Origin of the sequence: Paracoccus pantotrophus (assembly GCF_008824185.1) — a bacterium.
GTDB lineage: Bacteria > Pseudomonadota > Alphaproteobacteria > Rhodobacterales > Rhodobacteraceae > Paracoccus > Paracoccus pantotrophus.
In genome coordinates this window covers 1,094,094-1,115,722 of sequence record NZ_CP044423.1, presented here as the reverse complement: position 1 = coordinate 1,115,722, position 21,629 = coordinate 1,094,094, and the positions used below count along the sequence as shown (strand labels likewise).

The following is a 21,629-nucleotide window of genomic DNA, read 5'->3' as shown; positions in this document are numbered from 1 at the left end:
CCTATTTCTGACGGGTGAAGCCGCCCCTGGCGCAGGAAAAGGCACCAGCCATGTCGCATAATCCGATCCGCCCCTGGCGCAATATCGACCGGCGCAAGTCGCGCCGGATCATGGTCGGCAACGTGCCGGTCGGGGGCGACGCGCCGATCAGCGTGCAGACCATGACCAATACCGACACCTCGGACGTGCGCGCGACGCTGGACCAGATCATCCGCGCCGCCGACGTCGGCGCCGACATCGTCCGCGTCTCGACCCCCGACGAAGCCTCGACCCGCGCCCTGCGCGAGATCTGCCGCGAAAGCCCGGTGCCGATCGTGGCCGATATCCATTTCCACTACCGCCGCGCCATCGAGGCCGCCGAGGCCGGCGCCGCCTGCCTGCGCATCAATCCCGGCAATATCGGCGACGCTGCCCGCGTGCGCGAGGTGATCAAGGCCGCCCGCGACCATGGCTGCTCGATCCGCATCGGCGTGAATGCCGGCAGCCTGGAACGGCACCTGCTGGAAAAATACGGCGAGCCCTGCCCGGATGCGATGGTGGAATCCGGCCTCGACCACATCAGGATCCTGCAGGACAACGATTTCCACGAATTCAAGATCAGCGTGAAGGCCAGCGATGTCTTCCTCGCCGCCGCCGCCTATCAGCAGCTGGCCGAGGCGACCGACGCGCCGATCCACCTGGGCATCACCGAGGCGGGCGGGCTGGTGTCGGGCACGGTGAAATCCGCCATCGGCCTGGGCAACCTTCTGTGGATGGGCATCGGCGACACCATCCGGGTCAGCCTCTCGGCCGATCCGGTCGAGGAGGTCAAGGTCGGGTTCGAGATCCTGAAATCCCTGGGCCTGCGCACCCGTGGCGTGCAGATCATCTCCTGCCCCAGCTGCGCGCGCCAGGGCTTCGACGTGATCAGGACGGTCGAGACCCTGGAAAAGCGCCTCGAACATATCAAGACGCCGATGAGCCTGTCGATCATCGGCTGCGTGGTGAACGGGCCGGGCGAGGCGCTGATGACCGATATCGGCTTCACCGGCGGCGGCGCGGGTTCCGGCATGGTCTATCTGGCCGGCAAGCAGGACCACAAGATGACCAACGAGCAGATGGTCGACCATATCGTCGAACTGGTCGAGAAACGCGCCGCCGAACTCGAGGCCGCGCAAGCCGCCGCCGAATAGGCGAAAGGGCGGCCCTCGCGAGCCGCCCCGTGCTTCTTCGTTCCTCAAATACCCATTCCGCCCGCGCAACCCGCCCAGGCGGCGCAGCCTCAGCCCTCGGCCTTGGCCGCGCGTGCGCGGGCAATCGCGCCCTCCAGCCCCTCGGTGGGCATGCCGCGCAGCATCTCGCCGCCGATGATGAAGGTGGGGGTGCCCATGATCCGCATCTGCTCGGCCAGCTGGTGGTTCTTGCGCAGCACGGCCGAGACCTCCTCGGTGTTCATCCGGTTCAGCACCGCCTGGCTGTCCAGCTCCAGGTCTCCGGCCAGCTTGGTCAGGCTTTCCAGGTTCACCGGCCCGCGCGATTCCATCAGCGCGTCATGCGCCTGCTTGTAGGCATCGGGCCCCGCCTCCTGCTGCACCGCGACGGCAAAGCGCGCGGCCATGTCGCTTTCCTGGGTCAGGATCGGGAATTCCTTGACGATCCAGCGGATGTTGCCATCGGCCGAGATCAGCTTTTCCACGTCCGGGCTGACCCGCTTGCAGACGCCGCAGCGGTAATCGACGAACTCGACCAGGGTCACGTCGCCCTCGGGATTGCCGCCGACCCAGCTGTGGCCGTCGTCGAAGATCGCCGTGCGATTGTTCTCGACCAGCAGTTCGTCGTTCCTGGCCTCGTCGGCAAGGCGGCGTTCCTCCAGCACGTTGATCGATTCGATCAGCACGTCCGGATTGGCCATCAGGTAGTCGCGCACCGCCTCGCCGAAGGCGGCCTTCTCGGCCTCGGTCATATTGGCCGGGTCGAAGGCCAGGGCGGGCAGGGCGGTGGCGCTGATCAGCGCGGCGGTCACAAGGGCTTTCATGGAACAATCCTCTCCGGTTCCCGGCAACTTGACCGCTTGCGCGCGGTGTTGCAAGCGGCCGGCCGGGGCATCACGCGGGCTTGACCGGGCCGTCCGCAGGCCCGATACCCGGCAAAAACCACGAGGCAGGCTGACATGAGACAATCCCGTCGCGGGCAGGTGGATCCCTTCATCGTCATGGATGTGATGGAGGCCGCCCGCAAGGCCGAGGCCGGAGGCCGCCGCATCATCCACATGGAGGTCGGCCAGCCCTCGACCCCCGCGCCCGAGGGGGCGCGCCGGGCGCTGGCGGCGGCGCTGGACCGGCCGCTGGGCTATACGGTGGCGCTCGGGCTGCCGGAACTGCGCCGGGGCATCGCCGGGCTTTACCGGCGCTGGTACGGGCTCGACCTCGACCCGGCCCGTGTGGTGGTGACGCCGGGCTCCTCGGGCGCCTTCATCCTGGCCTTCTCGGCGCTTTTCGATGCGGGTGAGCGGGTGGCCTTGGGCGAGCCGGGCTATCCCAGCTATCGCCAGATCCTGCGCGCCATGTCGCTGGAGCCGGTGGGCATCCAGACCCGGGCCGAGGACCGCTATCAGCCGCGTCCCGACGACCTGCCGGCGGATGCGCAGGGGCTGATCCTGGCCTCGCCGGGCAACCCATCCGGTACGGTGCTGCGGCGCGAGGAACTGGCGGCGCTGACCGCGCGGGCGGCGGAACTGGGCATGAGCGTGATCTCGGACGAGATCTATCACGGGCTCGATTACGGCGCCGGCTTCCATTCCGCGCTGGAGGTCACGGACGAGGTATTCGTCATCAACAGCTTCTCGAAATATTTCAGCATGACCGGCTGGCGCGTCGGCTGGATGGTGGTGCCGGACAGCATGATCCGCACCGTCGAGCGCATCGCGCAGAACATGTTCATCTGCCCGCCGCATGCCAGCCAGGTCGCGGCGCTGGCGGCGCTGGATTGCGTGGAGGAGGCCGAGGCGAACCTGGCCGTCTATGCCGAGAACCGCCGGCTGATGCTGGACCGGCTGCCGAAGATGGGATTCGACCGCATCGCCCCGCCCGAGGGCGCCTTCTACATCTATGCCGACGTGTCGGACCTGACCACGGACAGCCTGAGCTTCGCCGCGGAAATCCTTGAAAAAGCGGGCGTGGCGGTAACGCCGGGGCTGGATTTCGATCCGCGTCGCGGCGCGCGGACCCTGCGCTTCAGCTATGCCGCGGGGCCGGCCGAGATCGCCGAGGGGCTGGACCGGCTGGCGGCCTTCATGGCCGCACGATGAGATGGCTCTGGGCCTTGTTGCTGGTCTGGCTGGCGCTGCCTGCGCTGGCCGATGACGGCGCGCGCCCGGCACCTGCGACGGTCGATCTGGCGCAATCCTCTCTGATGGCCGAGGGGCGCGACCGCGGCAAGCCGCGGCCGATGGAACTGCGGCTGACGATCAGCCGGCCGGTGCCCTACCGGGTCTATTTCCTCGACGGGCCGCCGCGGCTGGTGGTGGATTTCCGCGAGATCGATTTTTCCGGCGCCGATGCCGACGCAATGCCTGGCCGCGAACTGGTGCCGGCGCTGCGCTGGGGCCGCTTTCGTGCCGGCTGGTCGCGGCTGGTGATGGAGCTGCCCGGACCCTATGCCCTGCGGCTGGCGGTGCAAGGTCCGGCCGAGGGCGGTGCCAAGGGGGCGCTGGTCAGGCTGCGCATGGAGCCGGTCAAGCCCGAGGATTTCGCCACCCGCGGCAATGCGCTTTCGGCGCTGTGGGACTTGCCGCAGCCGGCGGCCGTGGCCTCGTTGCCGCCGCGACGCGCGGGCACGCGGCCCCTGCGCGTGGCGCTGGATCCCGGCCATGGCGGCCACGACCCCGGCGCCCAGGTCGGCGCGATCAGCGAGGCGGCGCTGATGCTGGGCTTTGCCCGCGAGTTGACCGAGATCCTGACCGCCGCCGGTTTCGAGGTCATCGCCACCCGCAAGGACGACAGCTTCATTCCGCTGGAACAGCGCATGACCATTGCCCGCGCCGAGCGGGCGGACCTGTTCATCTCGCTGCATGCCGATGCGTTGCCGGCGGGCGAGGCGGCGGGGCTGTCGATCTATGTCTGGAATCCGCAGGCCGACGACCGCGCCACGCGCGAACTGGCGATGCGCCACGACCGGGCCGACCTGCTGGCCGGGCTGGACCTGTCGGGGACCGACGACCAGGTCGCCGACGTGCTGATGGACCTGGCGCGGACCGAGACGCATCCGCGCTCGGAAGCCTTTGCCAAATTCGCAGTCTCCGAACTGAACCGGGCGGGCATCGCCATGCATCGCCGGCCGGTGCGCGGCGCGGCATTTTCGGTGCTGAAATCGCCCGACATCCCCTCGGTGCTGGTCGAGCTGGGCTTCCTGACCGATCCGGGCGACCGCGCCAACCTGTTCGACCCCGAATGGCGCGCGCAGACCGCCCAGGCGCTGGCGCAGGCCATCGGGCTTTGGGCGCAGGACGATGCCGCCCGCGCCGCCCTGCTGCGCAAGTAGCGCAAGGTTGCTTTGACGGGCGCGGCCTCGCTGTCTATAGAGGCGCAGGTTATCCCCAGAGGCTTGCCCATTGCTGCGCTTCCTGCTGTCTTTCATCGGTGCGATCTTTTCCTGGCTCGTGACCGCGGTCTTCTTCATCGCCCTGACGGTCGGGGCGGTGTTCTGGATGTATTCGCGCGACCTGCCCAGCCATGAACAATTGGCGCAATACGCGCCCAAGACCATCAGCCGGATCTATTCCGCCGAAGGGCGGCTGATCGACGAGTTCGCCGAGGAACGCCGCATCTTCGTGCCCATCGACGAGATCCCGCCGCTGGTGAAGCAGGCCTTCATCAGCGCCGAGGACAAGCATTTCTACAGCCATCACGGCTTCGACCCGATGGGCATGGGCAAGGCGGCGCTGGATGCGATCAGTTCGGGCGGGCGCAACCTGCGCGGCGCCTCGACCATCACCCAGCAGGTGATGAAGAACTTCCTGCTGTCCAGCGACCGCAGCATCGAGCGCAAGATCAAGGAGCTGATCCTGGCCACCCGGCTGGAATCGACGCTGAGCAAGGACCAGATCCTTGAGCTTTACCTCAACGAGATCTTCCTGGGCCAGAACAGCTTCGGCGTGGCCGCGGCGGCGCAAAGCTATTTCAACAAGCCGCTGACCGAACTCGCGCCGCATGAGGCGGCGACGCTGGCCGCCATGCCCAAGGCGCCGGGCCGCTATCACCCGGTCCGCGCCAGAGAGGCGCTGACCGAGCGGCGCGACTATGTGCTGCGCGAGATGTGGCAGAACGGCTATATCGACCAGGCCACCTACGAGGCCGAGGCCAGGCAGTCGCTGCGTTCGGTGCAGAACGGCGATTTCCCCGCCTTCCAGCAGCAATTGCCGCCGCGCGACTATTTCACCGACGAGATCCGCCGCCAGCTTTCGGCGCAATTCGGCGCCGAGGAGTTCTTCGGCGGCGGGCTGGCGATCCGGGCGACGGTCGATCCCAAGCTGCAACAGGTCGCCGCGCATGCGCTGCAGCAGGCGCTGGAGAAATACGACCGCGGTCGCGGCGTCTGGCGCGGCACCCGGCTTACGATCCCGGCCGAGCAGCTGGGCGACGAGCAGGCATGGCGCGCCGCGCTCTCCGATGCCGCCGTGCCGCGCGACATCGAGGGCTGGTTCCCGGCCGTGGTGCTGGCGCTGGGAGAGAGCGACGCCACCATCGGCATCGAGGACCAGGAAGGTACGGCGACAATCCCGGCCAAGGACGTGCAATGGGCCAGGAAGCGGCGCGCCGACGGCACGCTGGCGCCCAAGGCCCAGGTGGCCTCGGACCTGCTGGATGTGGGCGACGTGGTGCTGGTGCGTCGCATGACCAGCGACAGCGACGGCAGCTTCATCCGCTGGACCCTGCGCCAGGTGCCCGAGGTGCAGGGCGGCTTCATGGCCATGGACGTGAACACCGGCCGGGTCATCGCCATGCAGGGCGGCTTTTCCTATCAAAGCTCGGTCTTCAACCGCGCCACCCAGGCGCAGCGCCAGCCGGGCTCCAGCTTCAAGCCCTTCGTCTATGCGGCGGCACTGGATTCGGGCTTCAACCCGGCGACCATCGTGGTTGACGAGCCGATCACCGTGAACACGCCGCAGGGGCTGTGGACGCCCAAGAACGCCAGCGGCAAGTTCTACGGCCCGACACCGATGCGCACCGGGATCGAGCAGTCCCGCAACCTGATGACCATCCGCATCGCCCAGGGCATCGGCATGGATACGGTGGCGAAATATGCCGAGAAATTCGGCGTCTACGACCATCTCGGCCATTTCCTGGCGAACAGCCTCGGCGCACAGGAAACGACGCTGTTCAAGATGGTCGCCGCCTATGCCATGTTCGCCAATGGCGGCGAGCGGGTGGAACCCACGCTGGTCGACCGCGTGCAGGACCGCCGCGGCCGCACCATCTATCGCCACGACCGCCGCGACTGCGTGACCTGCGGCCAGCCGACCCTGCCCGCCGGCGCCGCGCCCGAGATCCGTTCGAACCGCGAGCGGGTGATGGACGCGATCACCGCCTATCAGCTGACCTCGATGCTTGAGGGCGTGGTGAAACGCGGCTCGGGGCGCGGGGTGAACCTGCCGGTGCCGGTCGCCGGCAAGACCGGCACAACCAACGATGCCAAGGACGTGTGGTTCATCGGCTTTACCTCGAACATCGTTGCCGGCTGCTACCTGGGCTATGACCAGCCGCGCACGCTGGGCGCCAACGCCTATGGCGGAACGCTTTGCGTGCCGGTCTTCAACGAGTTCATGCAGGAGGCGGTCAAGGAATTCGGCGGCACCGCCTTCAAGGTTCCGCCGGGCGGGCATTTCGTCAATATCGACCGCTTCAGCGGCGCGATCCTGGGCCCGGATGCCAAGGGCGACAACGTCATCGCCGAATATTTCCGCGACGGCCAGGATCTGACCGGGCTGGTGCTGGTCGACGGTGGCTTCGGCCGCGCCGATCCGGGCACCTTGCCGCTGTTCACCCAGGGCCGCGACGGCGGCCAGGCGGTGACGACCTCGACCGGCAAGAAGAAGGTGATCCCGAAAAAGGCCGATTTCGGCACCCTGTCCTCGGGCGGGCTGTATTGAAGGCGCTTTGCCGGGCGGGTGCTTGCCGCCGCCCGCCGCCCGCGCTATTTGTCCTGCCCTGACCGAAATCCGAACCCAGAGAGTGCCCATGCGCGCCGAAACCCAAGCCACCATCGAGGCGATCCGCAAATCGCTGAAACTGCTCGGCCAGCGCATGGACTGGGAAACCGCGCCGCACCGGCTGGAAGAGCTGAACGCCATGATCGAGGCGGGCGACATCTGGTCCGACCCGGCCCGCGCCCAGAAATTGATGCGCGACCGGCAGATGCTGTCCGACGCGGTCGAGACCTATCGCCGCATCGACACCGAGCTCAAGGACAATGCCGAGCTGATCGAACTGGGCGAGGCCGAGGGCGATGCCGAGATCGTCGCCGATGCCGAGGGCGCGCTGAAGTCGCTGGCCGAACTCGCGGCGCAGAAGGAACTGGAGGCGCTGCTGAACGGCGAAGCCGACGGCAACGACACCTTCCTGGAGATCAATGCCGGCGCCGGCGGCACGGAAAGCGCCGACTGGGCCAGCATGCTCGCGCGCATGTATGTCCGCTGGGCCGAGAAGAAGGGCTATAATGTCGAGCTTCTGTCCGAGACGCCGGGCGAGGAGGCGGGCATCCGTTCCGCCGCCTACAAGATCTCGGGGCCGAACGCCTATGGCTGGCTGAAGTCGGAATCGGGCGTGCATCGGCTGGTGCGCATCTCGCCCTATGATTCGGCGGCGCGGCGGCATACCTCGTTTTCCTCGGTCTGGGTCTATCCGGTGGTGGATGACAATATCGAGATCACCATCCCCGACAATGAGATCAGGATCGACACCTATCGGTCGTCCGGCGCGGGGGGGCAGCACGTCAACACCACCGATTCGGCGGTGCGCATCACCCACTTGCCGACCGGCATCGTCGTGACCAGCTCGGAAAAATCGCAGCACCAGAACCGCGCCAACGCCATGGCGGCGCTGAAGGCGCGGCTGTATCAGCTGGAACTGGACAAGCGCAATGCCGCGATCAACGCCCAGCACGAGGCCAAGGGCGATGCCGGCTGGGGCAACCAGATCCGCTCATACGTGCTGCATCCCTATCAGATGGTGAAGGATCTGCGCACCGGGCACGAGACCTCGGACACGCAGGGCGTGCTGGACGGCGACCTGGATGCCTTCATGGCCGCGACGCTGGCGCTGGACGTGGCGGGCAAGAGCCGGGCCGAGGCGCAGGCCGAGGACTGATCCGCCGCGCCCGTTGCGCGGCCGCATGAGTATTGGGGAAACGGTGAAACAGGCGCCGCGCGGGTGCGGGGCGCTGTACGAGCGTCTTCTCTGTTCCTCAAATACCCATGCACGGGCGACGCTGACACGGCCGCATGGGTATTTGGGGAACGAAGAAATGCGCAGAGGCCGGGCGCGGGGTGCGGGGTTTTGTGTCGCGTGGCGCCGGGTTAGCCTGCGGGCGGTCTGGATCGACAGGGGCGCGGCATGGACGTGAAGCGGATCAATCTGGCGCTGCAGGGCGGCGGTGCGCATGGCGCATTCGCCTGGGGCGTGCTGGACCGGTTGCTGGACGAGCCGGACATCGAGATCCGCGGCATCAGCGGCACCTCGGCCGGGGCGCTGAACGGGGCGGCCCTGGCGGCGGGCCTGTCCTGCGGGCCGGGCCGGCGCGGGCGCGAGGCGGCGCGGCAGAACCTGGCCCATATCTGGTCGCAGGTGGGGCAGGTCAGCGACAATTCGGTGGTGCGCTGGCTGCATTCCATGTTCCCGGTGCCGCGCGCCTGGCAGCGGCTGACCGAGCTTTTCTCGCCCGTGGCATGGATGGAATCGCTGACGCGAGTGTTCAGCCCCTATGATTCGGGGCCGTTCTATACCAACCCGCTGGCCGCCATCCTGCGCGAGATGCCGCATCCCCGGTTGGGGCGCGAGGAGGGGCCGGCGCTTTTCGTTACTGCGACCAATGTGCGCACCGGGCTGGTGCGGGTCTTTGGCGGGGCCGAGGTGACGGTCGAGACGGTGCTGGCCTCGGCCTGCCTGCCCGAGCTGTTCCGCGCCGTCGAGATCGACGATCCGCTGACCGGAAGGCGCGAGGCCTATTGGGACGGCGGCTATTCCGGCAACCCGGCGCTGTTCCCGCTGTATCGCGGCGACCTGCCGCGCGACATCGTCATCGTCAACATCAACCCGATGCTGCGCGAGGCGATCCCCAAGACCCCGGCCGCGATCCAGGACCGGGTGAATGAGATCAGCTTCAACGCGGCGCTTCTGGCCGAGCTGCGGGCGATCAATTTCGTCAAGCGGCTGCATGCCGAGGAGCGGCTGACCGGGCGGCCGATGAAGAACGTGCTGCTGCATGCGATCATGGACGAGGATCTGATGAACTCGCTGAGCGCCCGGACCAAGCTGCTGCCGAATCCCGGCCTGTTGCAGCGCATGCATGATGCCGGGGTCGAGGCCGCCGAGCGATTCCTGGACAAGGATGCGGCCAATATCGGCGCACGTGATTCCTATGACCTGGCGCAGCTTTTCGGCCGCCGATAGCCCGGCATCGGTGCCGGTCGACCGCGGATATGCGGGCACGATCCTTGCCATCGTCGGGAAATCTGGGTGAGAGGCTGGACAGCGACCCAAGCGGGACTCGTTACGGCTGCTTCCTTCCGGACCTGACCGGGTTGGCGAGGCGCCTGCCCGCGCCAACCTCTCGCCGCCTAGATAGGCGCGCGCGCGGCGGGATGCAAGCGGCTTGGCCGCCTACAGGTGCAGGCGCAGGCGCAGGAAGCCGTCGGGGGCGATTCCGGCCGGCTCGACCGGGGTGGAAAGCCCGTCGAGATGCCCCGCCGCCGCAGGCCCGGTCTCGAACAGGACCGAGGTGCCGGGCAGGGGGCGAAAGCTCCAGCCGGCGCGGGGGTTGGGGGCCAGCACCCGGCGTTGCGCCACGTAGCGGCGCAGCACCTCGCGGGTGGGGCAGGAGCTGTCCAGCAGCACCGGCCGTCCCGCCGCCACCGGGGCGAAAAGCCCGCTGTCCGACAGCCGGTAGCTGTTCGTCACCAAGATGAAGGGCTGGTCCGGCGCGACCGGGCGCATGCGGTGGGTCAGAGCGCAGATGCGGTGCGAATCGGGATGGGCCAGCTTTCCGTCGGGCGCGTAGCGCGGCGGGCGGCTCAGGTCGATCTGCCAGCCCAGCCCGTCGATGATGTCGAAATTGTAGCTGGGAAACTCGGGGTCGATCAGCGGCTGGTCCGGCTTGCCCGGCTCGATGCGCAGGAACATGCTGGCGGAGCGTTCCAGCCATTCGCACAGCTCGGCCCCGGTCAGGCGGATGGCGCAGATCCGGTTCGGAAACAGATAGAGATCGGCGATGTTGCGCAGCGTCAGCCGCCCGGCCGGGACGTCGGTGTAATGCTGCGGCCCGCCGCGGCCGCCGGCGCGGAACGGTGCGACCGCCGACAGGATCGGCAGATCCTGCCAGCGCGTGCCGCGCAGGGCGCGCCGCACGTGCCAGCGTTGCGCCATGGCCACCAGCCGCAGGCCGGGATCCTCGCCGATCAGCGAGAAATAGCTGCTCAGCGGCCGCTCGGTGCGGCCGATCCGGCGGCGGAAATGCCGCAGGGTCTGGCGATGGGCGGACAGGGCCGGGCCGGTGACGGCGGGGTGATCCTCGTCGGCGCCGACCGGCTCGGCGCGGCAGGTGAAATCGGCGATGCGCCAGCCCTGGGCCAGCGGCTCCAGCCGCAGGTCGATCACCCCCAGATGCGAGCCCCAGAAACCGGGCATGACCGCGGGCTTGCCGGCCAGCGTGCCGCGGCGGGCGTCGATCCCCGGCCCCTGCGGGTGGTCGGCCGAGGGGAACACCCGATGCGTATGGCCGGCGATCACCACGTCGATGCCGGGCAGGGCGGCCAGCGCGGTGGCCGCGTTCTCCATCATCGGCGCCGGGGCGAGCGCGCCGATGCCGCTATGCGCCAGCGCCACGATCAGTTCCGCGCCCTGTTCGCGCAGGGCCGCGATGCCGGTGCGGGCGGCCAGCAGGATGTCCTGAACCTCGATCTCGGCCTTCAGCCCGCGTTCCCATTCCACGGTCTGCGGCGGCAGAAAGCCCAGCACGCCGATGCGCAGCGCATGCGTCCGGCCCTGGTCGTCGTGGAACTGCCGCGTCAGCAGGGCATGGGCCTGCACCGGCAGGGGATGGTGCGGGCGCAGGTTGGTCGAGACGACGGGAAACTCGGCGCCCTCCAGCGTGCGGCGCAGAAAGCCCAGGCCGAAGCTGAAATCGTGGTTGCCGATGGTCGCCGCGTCATAGCCGAGCGCGTTCATCGCCGCGATGGCCGGATGCGGCTGGCGGGCGCCGATGTCGTCCATCTCGGCCAGGTAGTCGCCCATCGGGCTGCCTTGCAGCCCGTCGCCATTGTCGAACAGCAGGCAATTGCGTGCCGTCTGGCGTGCTCGGGCGATCAGGGCTGCTGCCCGCGACAGCCCCAGCCGCCCCGAGGGGCGGTCGGCGAAATAGTCGTAACCCAGCATATGCATGTGCAGATCGGTCGTCGCCAAGACGCGAACTGCAATGGACTTGACGCCAGAATGCGATTTGGGAACGGAGCATATGCAAGTCATGACGCATGAATGCAGTCTATTGATACATATTGCAACCTTGGATTGTATTTCATGCCTGCGGCCTGTTGGCCCTTGCGGGCGGCGACTTGCATGCCCCGGCACAACATGGGATGACCGGGGCGGTGCCTGGTTTCTTTGATTTGACTGGATCAGCAATGAAGTTTTCGACCCGACGGGATGTCGACCTGGCCGCGGAGGCCCTGTTCCGTGCAGCCAGCAATTTTCACGCCATCGAGCGGATGCTGGTGCGGCGCGGGGCGACGGTGCGCCGGCTCGACGACCTGGCCGCCCCTGGGGTGGGAATGCGCTGGCTGATCGGCTTCGACTGGCGCGGCCGCCATCGCGAAGTCACGGCCGAGGTGGCGCGGCTGGACGCGCCCGAGTTGCTGGTCCTCAACGGCACATCCGACCAGTTCGACCTGGTCATCCGCATGTCCGTGGTGGCGCTGACCCGGACGAAGTCGCGGATGATCTTCGAGACCGAGGCGCGTCCGCGCAGCATGAAGGCGCGGCTGATGTTGCAGACTGCCAAGCTGGGCAAGGCGCAGCTGGACCGCAAATTCGGCCGGCGGATCGGCGAGTTCATCGCCGACCTGGCCTCGGGCGCGCAGGCTGCCTAACGGCCGGCCTGCCTATCACGCGGCCGCCTGCGACTGCGCGGCGCGCAGCGGATCGGCCGGATAGACGCCCAGGATGTTCAGGCTGGAAGTGAAATAGTCCAGTTCCTCCAGCGCGCGGGCGACGTGCGGATCCTCGGGATGGCCCTCGATGTCGGCATAGAACTGCGTCGCGGTGAAGACGCCGTCCACCATGTAGCTTTCCAGCTTGGTCATGTTGACGCCGTTGGTGGCAAAGCCGCCAAGCGCCTTGTAGAGCGCCGCCGGGATGTTGCGCACCCGGAAGACGAAGCTGGTCATCATCGTCGTGCCGCCCTGGGCATTGGTGCGGCGGCTGAAATCGGGCTGGCGCGCCATGACCAGGAAGCGGGTGGTGTTGTTCTGCCGGTCCTCGATGCCCGAGGCGAGTTCCTCGAGCCCGTAGATCTCGCCCGCCAGCGGCGCGGCCAGCGCGGCCAGCGACGGCTCGGCCCGGCGCGCGACCTCCAGCGCCGAGCCGGCCGTGTCGGCGCCGACGATGCTGCGGATGGCGTGGCGGCGCAAGAAGCCGCGGCATTGACCCAGCAGCACCGGGTGGCTCATTGCCTCGCTGATCTGCGACAGCTTGGTGCCGGGCACCGCCAGCAGGCTGATGCGCACCCGCACGAAGCCCTCGTCGATGATGTGCAGCCCGGTTTCGGGCAGCAGGTGGTGGATGTCCGCCACCCGGCCATAGGTCGAGTTCTCGACCGGCAGCATCGCCAGCTCGGCCTTGCCGGCCCGCACCGCCTCGATCGTGTCCTCGAAGGTGCGGCAGGGCAGCGCCTCCATCTGCGGGCGATAGAAGCGGCAGGCCTGGTGGCTGTAGGCGCCGGGTTCGCCCTGGAATGCGATCACGTTCTGGGTGGGGGCGTCGGTCATGGATCACACCTTGGCTCGGGGTGGCGGCCTGGGCCTTGCCCTCGTGCCGGGCTGGCCTCCTGGTCCGTTTTGTGCTTTGCCAGCGACAACTACACCTTGAACCGGTGGAACAAAAGCGGGTAGATACGGCCAAATCCACGGACAGCCCAGGGGATCCGCAGACATGTTCGATACCATGACCGTCACCAAGGCAGCCGGTGCGCTAATCGGCTCGCTTCTGTTCCTGCTGTTGATGAGCTGGGCGGCATCGGGCATCTTTCACGTCGGCGTCTCGGGCCATGGCGCCGAGGGCGAGGAACACGCCCAGGCATACACCATCCCGGTCGAGGATGCCGGCGGGGCCGACGACGCCGCGGCCGATGAAGGCCCGGATTTCGCCACCGTCCTGGCTTCGGCCGATGCGGCCGCGGGCGAGAAGGTGTTCGGCAAGTGCAAGGCCTGTCACAAGCTGGACGGCAACGATGGCGTCGGCCCGCATCTGAACGGCGTCGTCGGCCGCGCGGTCGCCGGCGTCGATGGCTTCAACTATTCCGACCCGATGAAGGCGCATGGCGGCGACTGGACGCCCGAGGCGCTGCAAGAGTTCCTCGCCAATCCCAAGACCGTGATCAAGGGCACCAAGATGTCCTTCGCCGGCCTGCCCAAGATCGAGGATCGCGCCAACCTGATCGCCTATCTGCAGGGCCAGCAGTAAGCGGCGCGGCCCGCGCGGCAGGCATGGGGCGTCCCTTGGGGGCGCCCTTTTTCGTTGCCGCGGCCCGGCCCCGCGCGGCGGATCACGCATTTGCATGTTGAACCGGGCCCGAGGGCTGCTAGCCTTGCCGCGGGCGCGCCGCCGCCCTCGAGCAAGGCCAGAACCAGAACAAGGCCAGAACCAGAACAAGGATCGACAAGACCCGATGACGATGCGTTTCCTGCGACATGCCCCGATGCTTGCCTTCACGGCGCTTCTGCCCGGCCTGGTCTTGGCGCAGGAGCCGCAGGAGCCCCGGACCATCGTGTCGCATGGCATCGCGGTCTTCGGCGAACCCGAACTGCCAGCCGATTTCCCGCATCTGCGCTATGTGAACCCCGATGCGCCCAAGGGCGGCGAGATTTCGGAATGGTTCAGCGGCGGCTTCGACAGCTACAACCCCTATACCCACCGCGGCCGCGCGGCCATGCTGTCCAACGCCATGCTGGAGCCGCTGATGGAAGGCGTCGCCGACGAGATCGGCACCGCCTATTGCCTGCTCTGCGAGACCATCGAATATCCCGAAAGCCGCGACTGGGTGATCTTCCACCTGCGCCCCGAGGCGAAATTCTCGGACGGCACGCCGCTGACCGCGCATGACGTGCTGTTTTCCTTTGAACTGCTGCGCGACAAGGGCCTGTCCTCGTATCGCACGATCATTTCCAAGATCGTCGCCAAGGCCGAGGTGATCGACGACCGCACCATCAAGTTCATCTTCCGGCCGGATTATCCGCGCCGGGACGTGATCCAGTCGGTCGGCGGCCAGATCGTCTTCTCGCGCGAGGATTTCCGCAAGAACAAGCGCGACATCGAACAGTCGAGCAACATCCCCTTCGTCGGCTCGGGGCCTTACATGTTCGACCGGGCCGATGCCGGCCGCTCGATCACCCTGCGGCGCAATCCCGACTATTGGGGCAAGGATCTGCCGATCAACATCGGCCGGCACAATTTCGACCGCATCCGCGTCGAGTATTTCGGCGATTACGACAGCGCCTTCGAGGCCTTCAAGGCCGGCGTCTATACCTTCCGCAACGAGGCAAGCTCGATCCACTGGGCGACGCGCTATGATTTCCCTGCCGTGCAATCCGGCGCGGTGAAAAAGGAGGCGCTGCCCGACGGCAGCATCGCCAACGGCCAGGGCTGGGTCTTCAACCTGCGCCGTCCCAAGTTCCAGGACATCCGCGTGCGCGAGGCCATCGGGCTGATGTTCAACTTCGAATGGTCGAACGAGACGCTGTTCTATGGGCTTTACGCGCGGGTGAACTCGCCCTGGGAAAACAGCCCGCTGATGGCCGAGGGCAAGCCCACGCCGGCCGAGCTGGCGCTGCTGGAGCCCCTGGCCAAGGATCTGCCGCCGGGCGTGCTGACCGACGACGCGGTGCTTCAGCCCGTTTCGGGCAAGACCCAGCTCGACCGGCGCAACATGCGCCGCGCGGCGCAGCTGCTGGACGAGGCGGGCTGGAAGCCGGGCGCGGACGGCATGCGCCGCAATGCCCAGGGCGAGGTGCTGCGGGTCGAGTTCCTGAACGACAGCGCCACCTTCGACCGGGTGATCAACCCCTTCGTGCAGAACCTGCGGGCCATCGGCATCGACGCGGTGAACCTGCGGGTGGACGACGCCCAGTTGACCGCGCGCACCCGCAGCCATGATTTCGACATCGTGACGGATCATGTCTCCCAGGGCTATTTCCTGACCGGCGATACCGAGCAGACCTTCGGCTCGGAAAATGTCGGCGACGTGTTCAACCCGATGGGCCTGGCCAATCCGGCCATCGACCGGCTGATCCAGCTGGGCATCGAGGCAAAGACCGAGGAAGAGATGATCACCGTGGCCCATGCGCTGGACCGCAGCCTGCGGGCGCTGCGCTTCTGGGTGCCGCAATGGTTCAAGGCCCAGTATACCGTTGCCTATTACGACATCTTCGGCCATCCCGAGACCCTGCCGCCCTATGCGCTGGGTGAGCTTGATTTCTGGTGGTATGACGCGGATAAGGCGGCAAAGCTGAAACAATCCGGCGCGCTGCGCTAGACCCTGCGGGGCCGGCGCGGATCAAGGCGGAGCAAGGGGACGGATGGCAGCCTATATCCTGCGGCGCTTGCTGCTGATCATACCCACGCTGATCGGCATCATGCTGGTCAACTTCACGCTGACGCAATTCGTTCCCGGCGGCCCGATCGAGCAGATCATCGCCCGCGTCCAGGGCGAGGGCGACGCGCTGCGCAACATTACCGGCGGCGCGGGCGAGTCGCCGCAGAGCACCGAATATGCCGGCGCCCGCGGCATCCCGCCCGAATTGCTGGACCAGCTTGAGGTGCAGATGGGCTTTGCCCGCATCGCCTGCATGCCGGGCCACCAGGGCGAGCCGGACCTGAAATCCCCCGATTGCAGCAAGGAAAAGATCGGTGCGGCCGAGCGTTTCCTGATCATGCTGGGCAATTACGTCCGCTTCGATTTCGGCACCAGCTTCTTCCGCTCGATCTCGGTCATCGACCTGGTGCTGGAAAAGATGCCGGTCTCGATCACGCTGGGCCTGTGGTCGACCCTGATCGCCTATCTGATCTCGATACCGCTGGGCATCCGCAAGGCGGTCAGGAACGGCACGCCCTTCGACACCTGGACCTCGGGCGCGATCATCGTCGGCTATGCCATCCCGGCCTTCCTGTTCGCGGTCCTCTTGATGGTGCTGTTCGCGGGCGGCAGCTATTGGCAGATCTTTCCGCTGCGCGGCCTGACCTCGGACAACTGGGCTGATCTGAGCCTCTGGGGCAAGGTCAAGGACTATCTGTGGCACATCGCCCTGCCGGTGACGGCCACCACCATCTCCAGCTTCGCCACGCTGACGCTCTTGACCAAGAACAGCTTCCTGGACGAGATCAACAAGCAATATGTCATGACCGCCCGCGCCAAGGGCCTGACCGAGGGCCGGGTGCTTTACGGCCATGTCTTCCGCAACGCCATGCTGATCGTGATCGCCGGGTTTCCGTCGATGTTCCTGGGCGTGTTCTTCGGCTCCTCGATCCTGATCGAGACCATCTTCTCGCTCGATGGCCTCGGCCGACTGGGCTTCGAGGCGGCGGTGCAGCGCGACTACCCGGTGATCTTCGGCACGCTTTACGTCTTCGGCCTGCTGGGCCTGCTGGTCGGGATCCTCTCGGACCTGATGTATGTGCTGGTCGACCCGCGCATCGATTTCGAGCGGAGGGCCGGCTGATGGCGATGACCGAGCTGAACCGCCGCCGGCTGCGCAATTTCCGCCGCAACAAGCGCGCCTTCTGGTCGCTGGTGGTCTTCACCATCCTGTTCGTCGCCTCGCTGTTCGCGGAACTGATCGCCAACGACAAGCCGATCCTGGTCAGCTACAGGGGCGAGCTGCATTTCCCCGTCTATCGCTTCTATCCCGAGACCGCCTTCGGCGGCGATTTCGGCACCGAGGCGATCTATACCGATCCCGGCGTGCAATGCCTGATCCGCACCGGCGGGCGTGAGGAATGCTGGGACGACCCCGAGGCGACCGAGCAGGAGGCGCGCGAGACCGGCCAGGTCGCGGGCGAGGCGGTCGAGCGGGGCTGGATGCTCTGGCCGCCGATCCCCTATCACTATCGCACCATCAACAATGTCGGCACCGCCCCCAGCGCGCCCGATGCGGCGCATTGGCTGGGCACCGACGACACGGCGCGCGATGTGCTGGCGCGGGTGATCTACGGCTTTCGCCTGTCGATCCTGTTCACGCTGATCGTGACCGTGGTCGCCTCGCTTCTGGGCATCGCGGCGGGGGCGGTGCAGGGCTATTTCGGCGGTCGCACCGATCTGGTCTTTCAGAGATTGCTTGAGATATGGGGTTCAACCCCTTCGCTTTACGTGATTATCATCCTGTTCGCGATTCTGGGGCGAAGTTTCTGGCTCTTGGTCTTCGTCTCGATCCTGTTCGGCTGGCCGGCGCTGGTCGGCGTGGTGCGGGCCGAGTTCCTGCGGGCGCGCAACTTCGAATATGTCCGCGCCGCCCGCGCGCTTGGCGTCAATGACCGCACGATCATGTTCCGCCACATCCTGCCCAATGCCATGGTGGCGACGCTGACCATGCTGCCCTTCGTCGTCACCGGCACCATCTCGTCGCTGGCGGCGCTGGATTATCTGGGCTACGGCCTGCCCAGCTCGGCCCCCTCGCTGGGGGAGTTGGCCCTGCAGGCCAAGCAGAACTTGCAGGCGCCCTGGCTGGGCTTCACCGCCTTCTTCAGCTTCGCCATCATGCTGTCGCTGCTGGTGTTCATCTTCGAAGGCGTGCGCGACGCCTTCGACCCAAGAAAGACCTTTCGATGACGCCGGTTCTGGAAGTCAGCGACCTGCGGGTGGGGTTCCGGCAGGACGGGCAATTGGTGCCCGCCGTCAAGGGCGTCAGCTTCACCGTGGCCAAGGGCGAGACGGTGGCGCTGGTCGGCGAATCCGGCTCGGGCAAGTCGGTCACGGCTTTGTCGACCGTGCGGCTGCTGGGCGAGGCGGCCGAGGTCGCGGGCTCGGTCCGCTATGACGGGCGGGAACTGCTGGGTGCCGCCGAGGCGGAATTGCGCCGGGTGCGCGGCAATGACATTAGCTTCATCTTCCAGGAACCGATGACCTCGCTGAACCCGCTGCACACGCTGGAGCGGCAGCTGGCCGAAAGCCTGGCGCTGCACCAGGGCCTGCGCGGCGCGGCGGCGCGGGCGCGGATCATCGAGCTTTTGACCCGCGTCGGCATCCGCGACCCGGAAACGCGGCTGGCCGATTACCCGCACCAGCTGTCGGGCGGCCAGCGCCAGCGGGTGATGATTGCCATGGCGCTGGCGAACGGGCCGGAGCTGCTGATCGCCGACGAGCCGACGACGGCGCTGGACGTGACCATCCAGGCGCAGATCATGGAGCTGCTGGCGGAACTGAAGGCCGCCGAGGGGCTGTCGATGCTGTTCATCAGCCACGACCTGGGCCTGGTGCGCCGCATCGCCGACCGGGTCTGCGTGATGAAGGGCGGCGAGATCGTCGAACAGGGCCCGGTCGAGCAGATCTTTGCCCATCCGCAGCACGAATATACCCGCATGCTGCTGGCGGCCGAGCCCAAGGGCCGGGCCGAACCGCTGGCCGGCGACCCGCCCGAGGTGGTCTCGACCCGCGATCTGAAGGTCTGGTTCCCGATCCAGCGCGGCTTCCTGCGCCGCACCATCGGCCATGTGAAGGCGGTGAACGGCGCCACCCTCTCGGTCCGGGCCGGCGAGACGCTGGGCATCGTCGGCGAATCCGGTTCGGGCAAGACCACCCTGGCGCTGGCGATCATGCGGCTGATCGAAAGCGACGGGCCGATCCTCTACATGGGCCGCGACATTTCCAGGGTGCCGGGCCGGGCGCTGCGCGGCTTGCGCCGCGACATGCAGATCGTGTTCCAGGATCCCTTCGGCAGCCTGTCGCCGCGCATGACGGTCGAGCAGATCATCGCCGAGGGCCTGGGCGTGCATGGCATCGAGCCGGGCCGCAACCGCCGCGAGATGGTCGAGGCGATGATGCGCGAGGTCGGGCTGGATCCCGCCACCCTGCATCGCTATCCGCATGAGTTCAGCGGCGGCCAGCGCCAGCGCATCGCCATCGCCCGCGCCATGATCCTGAACCCCAAGCTGGTGGTTCTGGACGAGCCGACCAGCGCGCTGGACATGACCGTGCAGGTGCAGATCGTCGAGCTTTTGCGGCGCTTGCAGCGCAAGCTTGGGCTGGCCTATCTTTTCATCAGCCATGACCTGCGCGTCGTGCGCGCCATGTCGCATCAGATCATGGTCATGCGCGCCGGAGAAGTGGTCGAGCAAGGCTCGACCGACGCGGTCTTCGAGCGTCCCGAAAGCGATTATACCCGCCAGTTGATCCAGGCGGCATTTCTTGCGGTAACAAGTGAAGATCTTAAGGCAACCAGTTGAAAATCCTTTTTATTCACCAGAATTTCCCCGGCCAGTTCCTGCATCTGGCGCCGGCCCTGGCCGCGCGCGGCCATCACGTCATGGCGCTGACGGACGAGAAGAACCAGCGCGCCTCTCCGGTCCGCGTGCTGCGCTACAAGACACCGGGCGCGCTGGACCTGCCGCCCATGCTGGGCCGGACCTACGGCGAGATGGCCGAGCGCGGCTGGGTCGCGGCCCGCGGCTGCCGGGCCTTGCGCGACCGGCACGGCTATGCGCCCGACCTGATCTTCGGCCATAGCGGCTGGGGCGAGACGCTGTTTCTGCGCGAGATCTGGCCCGAGGCGAAGTTGCTGGTCTATGCCGAGCTGATGTATCGCACCCGCGGCCATGACGTCGGCTTCGACCCCGAGATCAGCCCCGGCAGCGACGAGGCGCGGGTCGGCACCGTCGCGCGCTCGGCGCATCTGATCCAGGGGCTGGTGCAGGCCGATGCCGGGCTGTCGCCGACGCAATACCAGGCGAAATCCTTTCCGCCGGAATTGCGCGGCAAGCTGACGGTGATCCACGACGGCATCGACACGCAGAAGGTCCGCCCTGATCCGCAGGCCGAGCTTGCGCTGCCCGACGGCCGCAAGCTGCGGGCGGGGGACGAGGTTCTGACCTATGTCTCGCGCTCGCTCGAGCCCTATCGCGGCTTTCACCGCTTCATGCGCGCGTTGCCCGAGGTGCTGCGGACGCGGCCGAATGCGCAGGTGGTGCTGGTCGGCGCCGATGGGGCCAGCTATGGCGGCCTGCCCAAGGACACGCCAAGCTGGCGCGAAAAGCTGCTGGCCGAACTCGACGGCCGGCTGGACCTGGCGCGCATCCATTTCCTGGGCCGGGTGCCTTATTCGCACTATCTGGCGCTGCTGCAGGTCAGCCGGGTGCATTGCTACCTGACCTATCCCTTCGTGCTCAGCTGGTCGCTGACCGAGGCGATGGCGGCGGGCTGCTATGTCGTCGGTTCCGATACCGAGCCGGTGCGCGAGCTGATCCGCGACGGCGAGAACGGCCGGCTGGTGCCGTTTTTCGACCAGCCCGCGCTGGAGGCGGCGCTGATCCGCGGCCTGGCCGGCGACCCCGAGGCGCCGCGCCTGCGGGCGGCGGCGCGCGACACCATCCGGCAGGGCTATGACCTGCACGGCCATTGCCTGCCGCGGTTGATCGACTGGGTGGAAAGCTTCGCGCCCTAAAGCTCGATCTCGCTTTCGGGGTCGCGTCCGGGCAGTGGCGGCGTCGCCTCGGGCGGCGGGGCCAGGCGCGGGTCGTCCTCGGGCGCGGGGCGCAGCATGTCGCGCAGCGCATCGCCCACCGGCGGGGGCGGCGGCGCGTCGGCGCGGCGGCGGATCAGGATGTCGCCATTCTCCAGCCGCTCGGGTGCCTGGTAGTTGCGCACGTCGTCCATCAGCTTGCCGATGTCCTGCAGCACCGGCGCGACCGCGCCCAGCGTATCGCCCAGGTCGCGGCCCAGCCGGTCCAGATGCGGCTCGGCCTGTTCCAGAAGGTTGCGCATGAAGTTTTCCAGCCCGCGCTCCAGCGTGTCGGATTCGTCGGGTGCAGGCAGGCCCTGCGGCGGCGGCTCGTCGGCCAGCGGGGGTTCGTAATCCTGTGCCCCGGCTGCGGCGGGCATCAGCGCGGTACAGAGGATCAGGGAAAGAAGCGATTTGCGCATGGGGCCGGTCCTTCGGCTGTTCGCAGGGGAAACATGCGCGG

The 21,629-nt window shown here is 67.4% G+C and carries 17 protein-coding genes and 1 other RNA gene; 13 read left to right on the top strand and 5 right to left on the bottom strand.

Annotated features, from left to right (window positions below):
* Positions 1-50 precede the first annotated feature (50 nt).
* Positions 51-1,172 carry a flavodoxin-dependent (E)-4-hydroxy-3-methylbut-2-enyl-diphosphate synthase gene (gene ispG, locus ESD82_RS05375; protein WP_024845193.1) on the top strand — a complete coding sequence of 374 codons (1,122 nt, stop codon included), beginning with the start codon at positions 51-53 and terminating at the stop codon, positions 1,170-1,172.
* Between the two features lie 89 nt (positions 1,173-1,261).
* Here ispG and ESD82_RS05370 read toward each other — a convergent pair whose 3' ends face one another.
* Positions 1,262-2,014, bottom strand: coding sequence for a DsbA family protein (locus ESD82_RS05370; protein WP_074990313.1), 753 nt, complete (start codon positions 2,012-2,014; stop codon positions 1,262-1,264).
* A gap of 135 nt (positions 2,015-2,149) precedes the next feature.
* Here ESD82_RS05370 and ESD82_RS05365 point away from each other — a divergent pair, with 135 nt between their 5' ends.
* From ESD82_RS05365 to ESD82_RS05345, 5 genes are all read left to right on the top strand, one after another.
* A complete protein-coding gene (locus tag ESD82_RS05365; RefSeq protein WP_024845195.1) occupies positions 2,150-3,286 on the top strand; it encodes a pyridoxal phosphate-dependent aminotransferase in 1,137 nt (378 codons plus the stop codon).
* The gene (locus tag ESD82_RS05360; RefSeq protein WP_147428812.1) at positions 3,283-4,518 is read left to right on the top strand and encodes an N-acetylmuramoyl-L-alanine amidase; all 1,236 of its coding nucleotides are present in this window, start codon (positions 3,283-3,285) and stop codon (positions 4,516-4,518) included. Before ESD82_RS05365 ends, ESD82_RS05360 begins: the two co-directional genes overlap by 4 nt.
* Before the next feature lie 70 nt (positions 4,519-4,588).
* Positions 4,589-7,126: a penicillin-binding protein 1A gene (locus ESD82_RS05355; protein WP_147428813.1), complete on the top strand. Its 2,538-nt coding sequence runs from the start codon at positions 4,589-4,591 to the stop codon at positions 7,124-7,126.
* A gap of 88 nt (positions 7,127-7,214) precedes the next feature.
* The gene (gene prfB / locus ESD82_RS05350) at positions 7,215-8,342 is read left to right on the top strand and encodes a peptide chain release factor 2 (RefSeq protein WP_024845198.1); all 1,128 of its coding nucleotides are present in this window, start codon (positions 7,215-7,217) and stop codon (positions 8,340-8,342) included.
* Between the two features lie 246 nt (positions 8,343-8,588).
* Positions 8,589-9,644, top strand: coding sequence for a patatin-like phospholipase family protein (locus ESD82_RS05345; RefSeq protein ID WP_024845199.1), 1,056 nt, complete (start codon positions 8,589-8,591; stop codon positions 9,642-9,644).
* A 65-nt stretch (positions 9,645-9,709) separates the two neighbouring features.
* Here ESD82_RS05345 and ffs read toward each other — a convergent pair.
* Both ffs and ESD82_RS05335 read right to left on the bottom strand, forming a co-directional pair.
* Positions 9,710-9,806, bottom strand: an RNA gene (gene ffs / locus ESD82_RS05340) — signal recognition particle sRNA small type.
* Positions 9,807-9,854: 48 nt separating this feature from the next.
* On the bottom strand, positions 9,855-11,630 hold the full coding sequence (locus ESD82_RS05335) for a bifunctional 2',3'-cyclic-nucleotide 2'-phosphodiesterase/3'-nucleotidase (protein WP_244314461.1): 1,776 nt from the start codon (positions 11,628-11,630) through the stop codon (positions 9,855-9,857).
* A 239-nt stretch (positions 11,631-11,869) separates the two neighbouring features.
* Between ESD82_RS05335 and ESD82_RS05330 the strand changes: the two genes are divergently transcribed.
* Positions 11,870-12,334 (top strand): hypothetical protein, encoded by a 465-nt coding sequence (locus ESD82_RS05330; RefSeq protein WP_147428815.1) that lies wholly within the window; start codon positions 11,870-11,872, stop codon positions 12,332-12,334.
* A gap of 15 nt (positions 12,335-12,349) precedes the next feature.
* Here ESD82_RS05330 and ESD82_RS05325 read toward each other — a convergent pair whose 3' ends face one another.
* Complete coding sequence (locus ESD82_RS05325; protein ID WP_147428816.1) at positions 12,350-13,231, bottom strand: prephenate dehydratase; 882 nt, start codon at positions 13,229-13,231, stop codon at positions 12,350-12,352.
* 163 nt (positions 13,232-13,394) lie between these two features.
* Here ESD82_RS05325 and ESD82_RS05320 point away from each other — a divergent pair, with 163 nt between their 5' ends.
* The 6 genes from ESD82_RS05320 to ESD82_RS05295 all read left to right on the top strand — a co-directional run bounded on the left by ESD82_RS05320 (position 13,395) and on the right by ESD82_RS05295 (position 21,109).
* Positions 13,395-13,925: a c-type cytochrome gene (locus ESD82_RS05320; protein WP_024845203.1), complete on the top strand. Its 531-nt coding sequence runs from the start codon at positions 13,395-13,397 to the stop codon at positions 13,923-13,925.
* A gap of 205 nt (positions 13,926-14,130) precedes the next feature.
* A complete protein-coding gene (locus tag ESD82_RS05315) occupies positions 14,131-15,993 on the top strand; it encodes an extracellular solute-binding protein (protein ID WP_147428817.1) in 1,863 nt (620 codons plus the stop codon).
* Positions 15,994-16,036: 43 nt separating this feature from the next.
* Positions 16,037-17,176: a microcin C ABC transporter permease YejB gene (locus ESD82_RS05310; protein ID WP_024845205.1), complete on the top strand. Its 1,140-nt coding sequence runs from the start codon at positions 16,037-16,039 to the stop codon at positions 17,174-17,176.
* Entirely contained in the window at positions 17,176-18,282 is a 1,107-nt protein-coding gene (locus ESD82_RS05305; protein ID WP_024845206.1) for an ABC transporter permease, read from the top strand. The genes ESD82_RS05310 and ESD82_RS05305 overlap by 1 nt, the downstream gene beginning before the upstream one ends.
* Positions 18,279-19,895, top strand: coding sequence for an ABC transporter ATP-binding protein (locus ESD82_RS05300; protein ID WP_147428818.1), 1,617 nt, complete (start codon positions 18,279-18,281; stop codon positions 19,893-19,895). Before ESD82_RS05305 ends, ESD82_RS05300 begins: the two co-directional genes overlap by 4 nt.
* Complete coding sequence (locus tag ESD82_RS05295) at positions 19,892-21,109, top strand: glycosyltransferase (RefSeq protein ID WP_147428819.1); 1,218 nt, start codon at positions 19,892-19,894, stop codon at positions 21,107-21,109. The genes ESD82_RS05300 and ESD82_RS05295 overlap by 4 nt, the downstream gene beginning before the upstream one ends.
* Here the strand turns inward: ESD82_RS05295 and ESD82_RS05290 are convergent.
* On the bottom strand, positions 21,106-21,588 hold the full coding sequence (locus ESD82_RS05290; protein ID WP_024845209.1) for a hypothetical protein: 483 nt from the start codon (positions 21,586-21,588) through the stop codon (positions 21,106-21,108). The genes ESD82_RS05295 and ESD82_RS05290 overlap by 4 nt on opposite strands.
* Positions 21,589-21,629: the final 41 nt, after the last annotated feature.

Bases quoted from the DNA above. Each gene is read 5' to 3' on its own strand.
- ESD82_RS05335 (WP_244314461.1), bottom strand. From the start codon at position 11,630: ATGCATATGCTGGGTTACGACTATTTCGCCGACCGCCCCTCGGGGCGG.
- ESD82_RS05360 (WP_147428812.1), top strand. From the start codon at position 3,283: ATGAGATGGCTCTGGGCCTTGTTGCTGGTCTGGCTGGCGCTGCCTGCG.
- ESD82_RS05370 (WP_074990313.1), bottom strand. From the start codon at position 2,014: ATGAAAGCCCTTGTGACCGCCGCGCTGATCAGCGCCACCGCCCTGCCC.
- ESD82_RS05300 (WP_147428818.1), top strand. From the start codon at position 18,279: ATGACGCCGGTTCTGGAAGTCAGCGACCTGCGGGTGGGGTTCCGGCAG.
- ispG (WP_024845193.1), top strand. From the start codon at position 51: ATGTCGCATAATCCGATCCGCCCCTGGCGCAATATCGACCGGCGCAAG.
- ESD82_RS05315 (WP_147428817.1), top strand. From the start codon at position 14,131: ATGACGATGCGTTTCCTGCGACATGCCCCGATGCTTGCCTTCACGGCG.
- ESD82_RS05330 (WP_147428815.1), top strand. From the start codon at position 11,870: ATGAAGTTTTCGACCCGACGGGATGTCGACCTGGCCGCGGAGGCCCTG.
- ESD82_RS05325 (WP_147428816.1), bottom strand. From the start codon at position 13,231: ATGACCGACGCCCCCACCCAGAACGTGATCGCATTCCAGGGCGAACCC.
- ESD82_RS05310 (WP_024845205.1), top strand. From the start codon at position 16,037: ATGGCAGCCTATATCCTGCGGCGCTTGCTGCTGATCATACCCACGCTG.
- ESD82_RS05320 (WP_024845203.1), top strand. From the start codon at position 13,395: ATGTTCGATACCATGACCGTCACCAAGGCAGCCGGTGCGCTAATCGGC.
- ESD82_RS05290 (WP_024845209.1), bottom strand. From the start codon at position 21,588: ATGCGCAAATCGCTTCTTTCCCTGATCCTCTGTACCGCGCTGATGCCC.
- ESD82_RS05365 (WP_024845195.1), top strand. From the start codon at position 2,150: ATGAGACAATCCCGTCGCGGGCAGGTGGATCCCTTCATCGTCATGGAT.
- ESD82_RS05345 (WP_024845199.1), top strand. From the start codon at position 8,589: ATGGACGTGAAGCGGATCAATCTGGCGCTGCAGGGCGGCGGTGCGCAT.
- ESD82_RS05305 (WP_024845206.1), top strand. From the start codon at position 17,176: ATGGCGATGACCGAGCTGAACCGCCGCCGGCTGCGCAATTTCCGCCGC.
- prfB (WP_024845198.1), top strand. From the start codon at position 7,215: ATGCGCGCCGAAACCCAAGCCACCATCGAGGCGATCCGCAAATCGCTG.